This window comes from Mucilaginibacter inviolabilis (assembly GCF_011089895.1).
GTDB classification, from domain to species: Bacteria; Bacteroidota; Bacteroidia; order Sphingobacteriales; family Sphingobacteriaceae; genus Mucilaginibacter; species Mucilaginibacter inviolabilis.
The window spans coordinates 3,579,197-3,593,309 of the sequence record NZ_JAANAT010000001.1; the positions used below are offsets into that span (position 1 = coordinate 3,579,197).

The 14,113-nt window shown below is 42.9% G+C and carries 12 protein-coding genes; 7 read left to right on the forward strand and 5 right to left on the reverse strand.

All coding sequences use genetic code 11. The features are described 5' to 3' along the window. Window positions 1-15: 15 nt before the first annotated feature. Complete coding sequence (locus G7092_RS14765; protein ID WP_166090544.1) at window positions 16-3,159, reverse strand: SusC/RagA family TonB-linked outer membrane protein; 3,144 nt, start codon at window positions 3,157-3,159, stop codon at window positions 16-18. A 1,246-nt stretch (window positions 3,160-4,405) separates the two neighbouring features. On the opposite strand from G7092_RS14765, the gene G7092_RS14770 reads away from it, so the two are divergent. From G7092_RS14770 to G7092_RS14790, 5 genes are all read left to right on the forward strand, one after another. After that, entirely contained in the window at window positions 4,406-5,662 is a 1,257-nt protein-coding gene (locus G7092_RS14770) for a type IX secretion system plug protein (protein WP_166090545.1), read from the forward strand. 119 nt (window positions 5,663-5,781) lie between these two features. After that, window positions 5,782-6,321 (forward strand): acyl-CoA thioesterase, encoded by a 540-nt coding sequence (locus G7092_RS14775; protein ID WP_166090546.1) that lies wholly within the window; start codon window positions 5,782-5,784, stop codon window positions 6,319-6,321. Between the two features lie 43 nt (window positions 6,322-6,364). Further along, window positions 6,365-6,739, forward strand: coding sequence for a nuclear transport factor 2 family protein (locus G7092_RS14780; protein WP_166090548.1), 375 nt, complete (start codon window positions 6,365-6,367; stop codon window positions 6,737-6,739). A 24-nt stretch (window positions 6,740-6,763) separates the two neighbouring features. Continuing rightward, window positions 6,764-6,967, forward strand: a complete 204-nt coding sequence (locus G7092_RS31045; RefSeq protein ID WP_166090549.1) for a YqaE/Pmp3 family membrane protein — start codon at window positions 6,764-6,766, stop codon at window positions 6,965-6,967. Window positions 6,968-7,100: 133 nt separating this feature from the next. Then, window positions 7,101-8,447, forward strand: coding sequence for a sigma-54-dependent transcriptional regulator (locus tag G7092_RS14790; RefSeq protein ID WP_166090550.1), 1,347 nt, complete (start codon window positions 7,101-7,103; stop codon window positions 8,445-8,447). Window positions 8,448-8,473: 26 nt separating this feature from the next. Here the strand turns inward: G7092_RS14790 and G7092_RS14795 are convergent, their stop codons facing one another. Continuing rightward, a complete protein-coding gene (locus tag G7092_RS14795; protein ID WP_166090551.1) occupies window positions 8,474-9,010 on the reverse strand; it encodes an HAAS signaling domain-containing protein in 537 nt (178 codons plus the stop codon). 56 nt (window positions 9,011-9,066) lie between these two features. Further along, complete coding sequence (locus tag G7092_RS14800) at window positions 9,067-9,399, reverse strand: PadR family transcriptional regulator (protein ID WP_166090552.1); 333 nt, start codon at window positions 9,397-9,399, stop codon at window positions 9,067-9,069. Between the two features lie 155 nt (window positions 9,400-9,554). Between G7092_RS14800 and G7092_RS14805 the strand changes: the two genes are divergently transcribed. Then, window positions 9,555-10,625, forward strand: coding sequence for an SDR family oxidoreductase (locus G7092_RS14805; protein ID WP_166090553.1), 1,071 nt, complete (start codon window positions 9,555-9,557; stop codon window positions 10,623-10,625). Window positions 10,626-10,680: 55 nt separating this feature from the next. Here G7092_RS14805 and G7092_RS14810 read toward each other — a convergent pair whose 3' ends face one another. Continuing rightward, window positions 10,681-10,929 (reverse strand): antibiotic biosynthesis monooxygenase, encoded by a 249-nt coding sequence (locus G7092_RS14810; RefSeq protein ID WP_166090554.1) that lies wholly within the window; start codon window positions 10,927-10,929, stop codon window positions 10,681-10,683. Window positions 10,930-11,272: 343 nt separating this feature from the next. Here G7092_RS14810 and G7092_RS14815 point away from each other — a divergent pair, with 343 nt between their 5' ends. Further along, window positions 11,273-13,711 (forward strand): T9SS type B sorting domain-containing protein, encoded by a 2,439-nt coding sequence (locus tag G7092_RS14815; RefSeq protein WP_166090555.1) that lies wholly within the window; start codon window positions 11,273-11,275, stop codon window positions 13,709-13,711. A 12-nt stretch (window positions 13,712-13,723) separates the two neighbouring features. On the opposite strand, the gene G7092_RS14820 is transcribed toward G7092_RS14815, so the two are convergent. Continuing rightward, entirely contained in the window at window positions 13,724-14,074 is a 351-nt protein-coding gene (locus G7092_RS14820; protein ID WP_166090556.1) for a VOC family protein, read from the reverse strand. Window positions 14,075-14,113: the final 39 nt, after the last annotated feature.

Sequence of the window (14,113 nt, forward strand, 5' to 3'; positions counted from 1 at the left end):
AATTTTTGCAATAAATTATAATCCGATGTTCAATCCAACCAGGAATACCCTTGGCTTTGGATAATCATACAGGGTTAAGCCCTGATCAAAAGGCGCGCTGGAGTTGGAAACCTCCGGATCGTACCCTTTATACTTGGTGGCCACAAAGAAATTTTGCACCGAACCATAGATTCTTAACCGGCTCAATTTTAATTTGGAGATAGTTTTTGACGGAAAAGTGTATGCCAGCAACAAATTACGCCCGCGGATAAACGATCCATCGGTTACCTTATGGCTATCATTATTGGTGGTATAATAAGCATTGATAGGGCGGATCTGCGCGATAGGTGTATTCTGATTAGTTTCGGTCCAGGCATTCAGCACTGTTTTATAACTGTTGGCGATGCCCTGCCTGTCTTCGGCCGAGTGGATGCTCCTGTCCAATACATCATTACCATAGGTGTATTGCAGATCAACAGTAAGCGACCATGATTTGTACTGAAATGTGTTGAGGAAAGTACCAAAACCATCGGGGATACCTTTCCCGATGATGGTGCGGTCCAGGTCGTTTATCGTACCGTCGTTATTCAGGTCTTTATACTTGATATCGCCAGGCAGCATACCATACTTTTTGGCTTCGGCCGCCTCGGCAGTTCCCCAGGTTCCTAAACTAACCCGACCAAAGAAAGAGCCCACCGGCTGGCCAACCCTGATGATGCCATTGCCCGATAATATATCGGCATTACCATTGGCCAGGGCCAGCACTTTATTTTTATTAACGGAGATATTGAAGGTAGTGCTCCAGGTAAAATCCCCGGTTTTGATATTGGTAGAGTTGAGGGTAAACTCGATACCCTTGTTCTCCATACTGCCCACGTTGGAGTAAACACTGCCGTAACCGCTGGAAAATGGCAGCGGGGCATCCAGCAGCATACCATCTACTTTGCGGCGGTACAGATCAAGCTCCAGGTTCAGCCTGTTGTTGAACAGGCCCAGCTCCATTCCAAAATCCAGCTGTTTGGTTTTTTCCCATTGCAAGGTGGAGTTGGCTACCCGGTTGGTACCTACACCAATATTACGTTCGCCATTAAAAATAACGTTATAGTTACCCAGCCCTGCCAATGCCCTGTATGCTGGAATTTCGGAGTTACCGGTAGCACCATAACTGGCCCGGAGTTTTAAATTGGAAATGGCCGGGATATTCTTCATAAAGTCCTCTTCCATTACCCGCCAGGCCAAAGCCGCCGATGGGAAGAAAGCGAATTGATTATCGGCCCCAAATTTTGAAGAGCCATCATAACGGCCGGTAAAGGTGACCAGATATTTATCGCGAAGACTATAATTGACACGTCCAAAATACGAGTTTAGCCCATACGCCTGCGCGTTGGAATAAGGCGCCTGCGGACTTGACCCGGCACCCAGATTATTGAATTGGAAATAAGGATCGGTAAAGCCTTGTGTACTTGCCTGGTCTTCAAAGCGGTCAACATGCTGCCAGGAAACACCGCCCATGGCGGTTACCGCGTGTATTTTAGCAAACCGTTTATTATAAGTAAGGTAGTTTTCAAACTGCCATGAATTGTAGCGGTTATTGTTTACGGAAGCATCGCCATTATCCGAAATATATTGCATGCCTTTCACAGCCGAATAATCCTCCCGCTGATTAATGATATTGACACCTACGGTTGATTTAAAATCCAATCCCGGGGCCAGGTGAATGTTGGCCGACATGTCGCCCAATAAGGTTTGGGTATGCAATAGCGATATCCTGTCGGCAGCTATCCGTAAAGGGTTATCGCCACCCTCCATTCCCGGGTAATCGCGGTTACTGGCCCAGCTGCCATCAGGATACCTTACCGGGATGATGGGCAGTTCTTCGATCACCTGGCGCATCATGGTAATACCGCCGCCATCCAACTGATCAACCTGTTTATCGTCCTGGTTGGTATAACTCAGCGTACCGCCAATTTTTATCCAGCTTTTTACCTGGCTGTCAAACACAAAACGACCGGCAAATCTTTTTTGCCATGAACCCCTTGCCAGACCCGCCTGGTTACGATAGTTTAAAAAAGCGCCAAGGTTTCTTTTTTCGTCGCCATCAGTAATACCCAATTGGTGGTTTTGCGTAAAGGCCTTTTGAAATGCTTCTTCCTGCCAATCGGTATCATACAACGGGTTGCCGCTGGCATCAAACAGTTTAGGATTGGTACGTTTGGTTTTGGGATTGGTATATTTTGTACCGGTGGCCCAACCAACCGGATCGTACTTTTGGGCGTTGGCATAAGCCAGGTCCTCAACAGCCAAAAACTCTTTGGAGTTGAGTACAGCCAGCTTTTTAGGAAGCACACCGATGCTGAAATCGGGATCATAGGTAATTTTACCACCGCCCGAAGTTCCGCGTTTGGTGGTTACCAGGATAACACCATTGGCTCCACGCGCACCATAAATAGCGGTAGACGAAGCATCTTTTAATACCTCGATAGAGGCGATATCATTCGGGTTCAGATAATCTATCGGCGTACTTCCGTTCCGCAGATCTACAGGGTTCAGGATCACCCCATCTATTACATATAGTGGATTATTGGAAACACTCAATGAACTGGAGCCGCGGATGCGGATATTAGATCGGGCACCAGGCCTGCCGGAGTTGGATGACACATTAACACCGGATACGCGGCCAGATAAGCCCTGGTTTAAAGATGATACCGGGCGCTCCTGTAATGTTTCGGATTTTACCGTACCCACAGAGCCCGTTAAGTCTGATTTTTTAACAGATCCGTAGCCGATAACTACCACCTCATCTAATTTTTTTGATTGCGGTACCAGTTTGATTACCATATTGCCGGAAGCGCTGTTTACTTCCTGGGTAATATACCCGACGTAGGAAACCACCAGGATGGCATTGTCAGGCAGCCCTTTCAAACTAAAGTTACCTTCCGTATCGGTTATGGCGGCTTTGTCAACATTCTTTACTTTAATAGTAGCTCCGGGTATGCCAAGGCCATTCTCATCCACAACTTTGCCCTTTACATCAATAGGTAAAATGGATGAATAATGCAGGGTTCGTAAGCTTTTGGCATTTAGCGGCATGGTGATGGCCATCAATACAGCCAATACAACATACATGATCTTGAGGCCCAAGGCCGGACCTCTGGAAGACAGGGGAAAAATTAATCTCATAGCAGGAAATTTAATTGGGTTACAGGTTAATGAATGAGAGCAGTCAACTTGCAGATAAGACTGCTCACCAGGTGTAAATTGGATAAGATATGTGGGCCATCAACGTTTAGCCGTACGCCCATAAATGCAGCCAGCATACAACATCGGCTACTTTTTTGGGCAAAGCGCGGCCATTACAAGGCAGGGGTAAAACTTGTTTCATTACGAGAAAATTAATTAGTTACAGATTAACCAAATTAGGCTATCAATAGACAGCCATAGCTGTCTGCCTTACTTTAAAAAATAAGTGTGGTTAAATTTTCAGGCTCAGATTTGATAGCATCACTAATACAGTGCGTTCAATAAGAATGATCTTTTTTGGCAAAGCATGGCCACCGGGGGGAAGAGTGTAAATTTTTTTCATTGCAGGAAAATTTAACTGGTTACAGGTTAATTGGTTTAAGCAGTCAATGTGCATAGATATTGCCGCCTATTTTTTAATGTTATAAAACTATAATACTGTCTACTGCCATTAGTCACCAATATGAGCAAACTATTATGTTATCTTAACATGCAAATAATCAATGATATAGATTGCTTATTAAATGTAATTTATACGGTTATTTATTTTATCTGTTGGCAGATCTATGGTATCCCAATCTTGCTTTTTGCATCGGGCAGACGACTCACCCCGTCTACGCTTCGCTGGACGCCCCTCTCTTCGCCTGCGGCGGAAAGAGGGTGAGAATTTTCTACTGTATGTCATTGCGAGGAGGAACGACGAAGCAATCTCCTCGCATACATGAACACGAGGAGATTGCCACGCTGCGCTCGCAATGACATGCAACAGAGGGGGCTTTGCTCCCAAAATCCTTGCTCCTTATTCCAAAAATTCGTATATTTATAAATAACAGCCCGGCTGCCTTTTAAACAGGTAGCCGGGCTGTTCTGTTAAGAGCAAAACAAGGCCAAAAATTGGCCGTTTTATATACAGTTATTTGACAATCAATTATTTAATACTTTTTAAAGTTTCAAAAACACGCTAAAACAGCTTCAAAATTTGTTAAAAAGTGTTAAAATCGATGATTTTGAGTTAATTTTTGAATGATTTTACGCCGTTTTTGAGCAGAAAAGTGTTAAAATCCAGGGTTTAAAAAGGTTTCCTGAAAGGATAATTTTTTAAATACGCGATACCCCGTTATTTCTGTTCCGGAATTTCTTAAATTTCGCCACGCCGATCAGGCCAAATAAAATAAGCTTATACAAAATGAGAAAACATTGCTACCTACTGGTTCTCTTATTCACTACCCTGCGGGGATTTGCGCAATCGCCTTATGATAATAATGTGTATGATCCGGCTATCAAAAGCGTGGAATTTTACAATACCCAAAAGCAGGGCTCATTTCCGGTAATCGCTTTAGGATCAACAGAAAAAGTAACACTAGCCTTTGATGATTTGCGTGGCGGTAGTCGTAATTACTACTATACCATTGAACACTGCGATACCCGCTGGAACTCGTCAAACCTATCTACCGCCGAGTATCTGCAAAGCTTCACCGACGACCGTTTGTATACTTACACCTACTCTACCGGTACCATTCAAAAATATACACACTATGAGCTCAAGCTGCCAAATAACAATATAGCACCCAAAATATCAGGCAATTACATACTCAAAGTTTATGAAAATGGTGACCAGTCGAAACCTGTACTTACGCGCCGCCTATATGTAGTCAACAAAAAGGTATCTATAGCGGCCACTGTCGGCACCTCGCTGGATGTGCAAACCCGCAAAACCAATCAAAAGGTAAATTTCACGGTTGACTATGCTGGTTTACCAATACAAAATCCATCGTTCGAGATCCGTGCTTTACTCATGCAGAACGCGCGCACCCAAACAGGTATCTTAAACACGCAGCCAACCTATATACGCGGTACACAACTGGTTTATAACGATGTATCAATCAATGATTTTCCCGGCCGTAACGAGTTCAGGCTGTTTGATACCCGTACGTTAAAGCTTAATTCCCAGCGTATTTTGCGTATTATAAAAGATACGACCAACAATGTGGTGCTACTTACCGACCCTGTTCGTGACAGCCCGGATTATCTGTTACTGTATGATAATAACGGCAAATTCTTTGTACTGAACCAGGATGGCACCGACCCACGTACAGATGCCGATTATGCTCATATTTATTTTAGCCTGGCCCCTTATAAATCTGCAGCAGAGGGAAGCCCCTATATTGTCGGCGCTTTTAATGATTATAAACTGGATGACCGCAGTAAGTTAACCATGGGCGACGATGGTAAATACCATATCAACTTGCTCCTGAAACAGGGTGTATATGATTATGAATACGTCTGGTATGACAACGCCACCAAAAGAGCCAGCGATATCCCATTGGAAGGCAGTCATTTTGAAACCGAAAATGATTACCAGCTGCTTATCTACTACCGTGCTCCCACCGCCCGCTGGGACGAACTGGTTGGCTTTGGGGAATTGAACAGTGTGAAAAAGTAGGGCCAGGGATCAAGGATTTTTAGAACAAGGAACAAGGATCTGAGAAGCAAAAAAATCCTTACTCCTTGTTCAAAAAATCCTTGCTCCAAAAATGCTTATCTTTGCATAAAATTCAGCACATGACCGGAAAATCGCCCAAAGAATCATATACCATCATGAACGAGCTGGTATTACCCAATGATACCAATACATTAAACAACCTGATGGGTGGGCGCCTGCTGCACTGGATGGATATTGCTGCAGCTATATCTGCGCAAAAACATTGCAACCGTATTGTAGTAACTGCTTCGGTTGATAACGTATCGTTTCAGTCACCCATTAAACTGGGTGATGTAATCAGTATTGAGGCTAAGGTAACCCGCGCATTCACTACTTCGGTTGAGGTAAGGATGGATGTATGGGCGCAAAATATCCCCTCAGGCACCCGTGCAAAAAGTAACGAAGCCTACTACACTTTCGTAGCCCTGGATAGCGAAGGACAAAAAACAACTGTACCTGCCCTAATACCCGAAACGGAAGAAGAGATCAAGCTATTTGAAGGTGCCCTACGCCGCCGGCAACTACGTTTAATACTTGGTGGAAAAATGCAGCCAAATGACGCCACCGAACTCAAAGCCTTATTTTTTGGCGAACAATTACCACTCAACCTGCGCGACTAATAGTAGCGTAACAAAAAAATAGTTTCGCTGTCTAAACAGTGTAATGAGGATAATAAGCAAAGATGAAATTATTAAGAATGAGCGGCAACTGTTAGCTGCCATGAAAAGTAGTGATATATCCGTCTTAGATTATTTACTGCATGATGATTTGATCTTCACCAATCATATGGGGCAAGTATTAACCAAAGAAATGGATTTAGATGCCCACAGATCAGGCAGCCTTGGCATTCATGATATCCAGATTAGTGAACAGGCTATTCGTTTCATAGAAGATATAGCTATTGTTACCGTTAAAAAATACATTGCCGGAAAGTATAATGATGAGGCATTTGAAGGTACATTTCGCTTTACCAGGATTTGGAAGATGTTTAACCATGATTGGAAAATCATAGCAGTGAGTAGTGTCCTTTTACAATAAACTTTACTGTTAAATTTTAGAGCCATGAGATACTTTTTATGTTTCTTATTCCCTCCGCTGGCCATCCTGACCACTGGCCGTATCGGAGCATTTATATTGAATATACTTTTAACTCTGTGTTTCTGGATACCGGGCGTAATACATTCCATACTGGTAACCAACGATTATTATGAGGCCAAAAGGCACCGTCAGCTGATGCGTGCCACCCGTCGGGCAAGGGCCTGGTAAACCACTGATCAAAATGATTACGTTAATCCCGCTGATTATGTTGGTTGATCTTGGATTCTCCATATTCCCCTGGCATCAATGAAATCAGTGCAATCATTAAAATCAACGGTCAAAATTTACCATATTTGCCATCATGCAAAAAGGCAAGCTCTTAATTATTGATGACGAGGAACGGTTACGCAACCTGCTTGCTCGTATCCTGCAATTGGAGGGGCACGAGGTTTTTACCGCCGCCAATGGAAAAGATGGTCTGCGCAAATTGCAGCAGGAATATATACACGTAGTCCTCAGTGATGTAAAGCTGCCCGATACCGATGGCATCACCCTTTCAGAAACCATCAAGAAGAATTATCCTTCAACAGAAATTATTGTACTAACCGCTTACGGTACTATTAACGATGGTGTAAAAGCCATTAAAGCCGGGGCGTTTGACTATATCACCAAAGGCGATGATAACGAAAAGATCATCCCGCTGGTAAGTAAGGCTATGGATAAAGCCCTGTTGCAGCAAACCGTTATAGAGCTGCAAAGCAAGCTGAACGATAAGTTTGGTTTCGACAGGCTTATTGGCAGATCAACTGCTATTAGCGACGTGATCAAGCTGGCGCAAAAGGTGGCCTTAACCGATACTACCGTTTTATTATTGGGTGAAACAGGCACAGGCAAGGAAATTTTTGCCGAAGCTATTCACCAGGCCAGCAACCGAAATACCAAATCGTTCGTGGCGGTAAACTGCAGCGCGTTTACCAAGGAATTGTTGGAAAGCGAGCTGTTTGGTCATAAAGCCGGGTCATTCACCGGGGCGCTGAAAGATAAAAAAGGGCTTTTTGAGGAAGCTAATGGAGGTACCATTTTTTTAGATGAGATAGGCGAATTGGATCATGATCTGCAAGCCAAATTACTCCGGGTGCTGGAATCACAACAGTTTTTAAAAATTGGTGATATTAAGCCGACACAGGTAAATGTACGCATACTGGCAGCAACCAACCGCAATCTGCAAACCGAAATAGCCGAGGGACATTTCCGGTCAGACCTGTTTTACCGGCTTTCAGTTTTTCAGATCACCTTGCCTGCCTTGCGCGAACGTAAAAAAGATATCAAACTGCTCGCCGAATATTTCATGCAACACTTTGCCTTAAAGGTGAAAAAGCAGATCAATGAATTGAGCGACGAGTTTATCCGCAAACTGGAGGATTACCCATGGCCAGGCAATATCCGTGAGCTGAAAAACATTATTGAACGGGCAGTGATACTGGCCGATACCCACATTCTGGATGAAACTCTGTTACCTTACGAAATTCAGCAACAACAAGTAAAAACTGGCATCCCGATATCGGCATTTGATCTGTCATCAGTAGAAAAACTACATATTCAGCGGGTTCTGAACCATACGCATGGTAACCGTGCCGAAGCAGCACAGCTTCTCAACATCGGCGTAGCTACTTTATACAGAAAACTGAAGGAATACGGTCTGGAATAACATCGACTGCTTTAGTTAAAGTATCTTTAAAAAAGTGATTCTTTAGCTTTTGATAATGACATCTTTAACAACACGGTGATCACCATATACAGCAAAATGGTGATAAAAAGGCAAATAGGAATAAATTTCGATCCAAGTACTTCATGCACGTTGCTGGTGTCACTACTAAAACCAAAAACAAAACTTTGTGAAGAGATAAATAAACCAGTATGGCTTGGAACAATGATCTTAGCGACACAAAGGAAGCCGAATGCAAACGTAAATAAATACAGCAAACCAAAAAGAATATACTTAAACGCGTAGGCCCCATGTCTAAAAATCCCAGTAATCAGTCCCCAGATTATCCTGAAAGGATTAAAGGTACTCACAGCTCTTTCCAGCTTTTTGGTTATTACCCATTCTGTTAAATACGTTTGTGGCTCTCCCAGATTTTCCAGGGCCTGCTCCACTGTTGTTTCAGGATAATTATTCAGGCTTTCAAAAATATGGCTGCTAATCTCTCTTTGAATATCTGCTTGATCATGCTTAGGTAATTTATTAATCAGGCTGTTCACCTCTTTCATATAGACTTTATAATGCTGGTCGTTTAGTAACGTGTCTTTGTTCATGATTTAATATTTTAAATAAGGTTTTCAAGATTGGCGGAAAGCACTGTCCAAAATGTGATCATTTTGTCTAAAGATGCCTGGCCGTTATTGGTGATGCTATAATATTTACGGGGCATACCGGTTTCCATTTCTACCCATTTTGATTCAATTAATAAATCATCTTTTAAACGGTTCAGAAGCGGGTAAATGGTTCCTTCGCTGATATCATATCCAGAAGCTAACTTAATTTGTTCCAATAATTCATATCCGTATTGTTCTTTCTTTTTTAAAAGCAAAAGAATAATGAAATCAAGCGTACCCTTTTTCATTTGCGTTTCCCATTTTGCTATAACATTGGACTCCATAATATAAAGCTATACAAATAGCATCGTATTACAATGTATTATATAAAAAATATTTTCATTCTTACTTCACACCAATCTTACATACTAATGCTTGTTTTTTACAGGATTCAAAGAGGGTAAAAGTTTGAATTTTGATATCAGCAACAAACAATATCATGCATAACCAAATTTCAAATCCTACTAAAACAGCACTAATAGTTGGCGCCAATGGCGTTATTGGCACCAACCTCATCAACCACCTGGTATCGCTTGGTAATTGGAATATTATTGGGCTTTCCAGGCGTGGGGGTATTTCTTCAACAAACCTGACCTACATCCCCGTAAACTTGCTCGACAAAGAAGATACCGCCAAACAACTGAGTGCATTATCGGCTGTCACCCATATATTTTATGCAGCCTACCAGGATAAACCTACCTGGGCCGAACTGGTAGAACCCAATTTAGCTATGCTGGTAAACGTGGTTGATGTCATCGAGCCTATAGCTTTAAACCTGCAGCATATCAGTCTGATGCAGGGATATAAGGTTTATGGCGCCCATCTTGGCCCCTTTAAAACGCCCGCTAAAGAGAGCGATGCAGGACATATGCCGCCGGAATTTAACGTTGATCAGCAAAATTTTCTGGAACGGCGGCAGCAAGGCAAAAATTGGACGTGGTCGACTATCCGACCTTCGGTAGTAGGTGGTATTGCGCTAGGTAACCCTATGAATCTGGCCCTGCTTATTGCTGTTTACGCTACTGTTTCTAAAGAGTTAGGCATCCCTTTACGCTTTCCGGGCAAACCGGGAGCCTATGATAAACTGATGGAAATGACTGATGCAGGATTATTGGCAAAAGCCACCGTATGGGCGGCTACTGATCCAAGGTGTGCTAATCAGGCTTTTAATATCAACAACGGCGACCTCTTTCGATGGAATGACATGTGGCCAAAAATTGCCCGCTATTTTGATATGGAAACCGCACCTCCACTGCAAATGCCTCTACAAACGGTAATGGCCGATAAAGCGCCGATATGGGGGAAGATACAAGAAAAACACGGGCTCGAAAAGCATCGCTATGAAGCTATTTCTTATTGGGGCTTTGGTGATTTTGTTTTTTCGTGGGATTACGACTTTTTTGCCGATGGCTCCAAAGCCCGCCGTTTTGGCTTTCATGAATATGTAGATACCGAACAAATGTTTGTGGATCTGTTTGATGAATTTCGTCGTAAAAAAGTAATTCCTTAAGTATGAATAGAGCATCGGCAGGTATTCCAATAAAATATACCTGCCGATGCCTTAATTAATTGGCTACGGGTTGAAAAACAGCCCGTACCATCGTAATATTTAGGCGGCTCAACAATTCGGCCGGATTAAAGTCAATGCGCTGGTATTCTGCCTGTACCTTGAGTTTGGCCTGGTTTAAGGCCTCTTCACTTTCCCAGTTGGCAATGGTTATACAAATCATGTTTCCGTTTTCGTCTATGCGTTCGTAGGCTGCATCGCCTAAAAAACCGGGTAAGTTTTTAATAAAATCCCTGTTGAAGTTCATCCGTTCGGTAAATTCTTGTTTGCCGTTTTGGGGGATTACAAATTTGTCGATGAATACCAATAATGAATAATATGGATATAAGCGTACTGAACATAATGAACCGTATTTTCGTTTAATTTGCTAATTAACAACTTTGTGTTAACTGATGGGTAATGGGATGCATTATCTGTAATACAAGGAAAAGATGCTTTCAACTTCTATTTCAGCCTCTGCCTATTACCTAAAAAATTATAGGATAATTGCTGGTGCATCCCCAGCATTAAAAAAGAGCCTGTGCGTATTTTGCCTGTTAATTTTTGCCGTTAGTACGGCTCAGGCGCAAACTCCGCAGATTACACCTAAAATGGCGGTAAGATTACAGCTTGACGAAACCGGTCATAAAACCATTGCCTATACAGATGTTGCCGATATCAGTGGGCTGGCTGCAAATGGTACTGTTACGGTTAATCCGTCTCAACTCGATTGTTCATCACTTGGCGCGCAAACCATAACCGTTACAGCCAGTAATGGTACACCAGGCACCACTCAAACAAAAGCAATACCGGTTATAGTTGCCAGTACTCCCATATTTTCAACTTATCATGATGTAGCTATTCCGGCAGACAATAGCTGTAATACCGCTCTGCCTGATTATACCACAATGTTTGCTCCTCATGATATTTGTACAAATGTCACACTTAGTATTAAACAGGAACCTCTTGCAGGTACAGCACTAATTGTAAACCAGCCTACCACTATTACACTCACGGCTGGTGATCAGTTTGGGGGCACTACGGCTGTTTTTTTTTCGGTTACCGCTTATGCTGTCCCGGTAATTTTTCCAAAACCCGGCCCTATAACACTTAAACTAAGTGAGGGTGGAATTTACGAGGTACAGGTTAGCGATTTGGGTCAACCATTTGTATGTGATGGCAGTACACTAACGAATACTATAAGCCCTCCAAATTTAAGTTGTGCAAATCTCGGAAATCAAACCATTACACTTACCAGTAGCAATTTACGACCAAATCCCCAGGCTGTTACTTTTAGTGTACCTTCTGATGCGGTAACCGATGCAGCCGGTAACATTTACGTGGCTGACAGCTATAGTTGCAGCATTAGAAAAATTGCAAGCAACGGCGTGGTAACAACCTTTGCGGGTGGTAGCGGTTGTGGATATGCAGATGGTAACGGCGCTACAGCAAAATTCAAAGTAGTTAATGGCATCACCATTGACCCGGCAGGGAATTTATATGTCATTGATGAAAATGACCGTGTGAGGAAGATAGCGCCCGATGGTACCGTTACTACCCTGGCCGGTAATGGCCAAAACAAAACGGCTGACGGATTGGGTACAGCCGCGAGTTTTCAGGATCCGAAAGGTATCACCATAGATGCTGCCGGCAATTTATATATAACACAGGGCGATTATCTGATTCGTAAAGTAACACCTGGAGGCCTGGTTACCACCATTACAGCACCTCCATCTGTTTCAAAATTAAATAGCCCTATAGGTATCACTACAGACCCCCAGGGGAATTTATACGTAACCGATTTCAGCAGTGCCATTAAAAAGATAGCTCCTGATGGTACCATTACCACTATAGCAGGTCATGACGGTTCAGGATTTACTGATGGTACAGGAGCAGCAGCGAGTTTTAACCAACCAAAAGGCATTATCAGGGATAATCAAGGGAATTTATATGTTACTGATTCAAAAAATAATGCCATCCGTAAGATCGATCCATCAGGTAACGTTACCACGCTTCAGTTGTATACTACCAACCCCGGAGATAATGCTACTTTAAATAATCCCATTGGCATAAAGCTGGATCCGTTTGGTAACCTCATTGTTGTTGATACCTATAATGAACGTATAGTACGCATAACCCCAGCCGGACAGTTTACCACTATAGCAGGAAACGGCATTGTTGGCAATAGTAATGGTAATACCAATACCCCACCCATGCTGGGCGGTACAGTTTCTATCAATGTGCCCGTAACAGTGGTAAGTTCTATTAACTCTACTTCTCCGCAAGGCGGTATCATGTCTACCATTAGCTCCTTACCAGCTGATGCTACTGTATGTGCGGGAAAACCTATTGACTTTACAGCAAGCATTCCGGCAGGTACAACAGTCAGTTATCAATGGCAGGTAAACGGTGTTAATGCCGGATTCAATCAACCAACCTTTAGTAGCAGTACCCTGCAAAACGGTGATATGGTTACTTGTGTTACGGCTAATAATGCAAGCTGTACAGTACCGCAAACCAGTACACCTATACAAGCTCATATTAATCCGTCACCGGGAATTGTTTTCAATCAGAATCCAACTATAAAGCTGGGCGAAAGTGTAACTTTGGCTCCACAACTCTCAGGAGATATTGTGTCCTTAAGCTGGTCGCCGGCATTTGGTCTGAGTAGTACCAGCACGACATATCCACTGGCCAACCCGGGCGTTACCACTACCTATTATCTTACGGCTACCTCATCAATCGGCTGTCAAACTACCGTTCCGGTTACGGTTACGGTAATAACACCTATTCATATCCCCAATACCTTTACACCCAATGGCGATGGGTTTAATGATTTATGGAAAATTGACGATCTGATCAACTATCCAAATTGCACGGTTAGTATATTTAACCGTTATGGCCAGGCTCTGTTTCATACCAATGGTTATGGGACACCCTGGGACGGAACTTATCACGGCGGCAAAGTACCATCAGGTACTTATTATTATATCATCGATTTAAAGAATGGCAGCAAACCCCTGGCTGGTTGGGTAGCTATTATCCGATAATAGATCGGCATACTATAGATGGGCTAGTATATTAATCAGCTTGCCAAAAGGATCGCGCACATAAAAACGCCTTACACCCCAGGGTTCATCAACAGGCCCGTAGATTACTTTAAAGCCGCCTTTACGCACCCGCTCAAACGCAACGCCAATATCATCAACTTCTATAGAAATATCCGGAACCGGTGTACCAGAGCCGCCTTCTGATGCAAAGCTAATCTGAATACTCATATTATCAGAGGATCCGTATGTTGCTATCCAACCATGATCCATCAGCACTTCAAGTCCTAAAACATCCTGATAAAAACGTTTGATCTCTGCAATATCAGGTGTGCTGATATTGGTTACTATGCGTTTAACTTTCATCGATATTTCTATTTATAAATGCAAACTTGTCTGAATTAT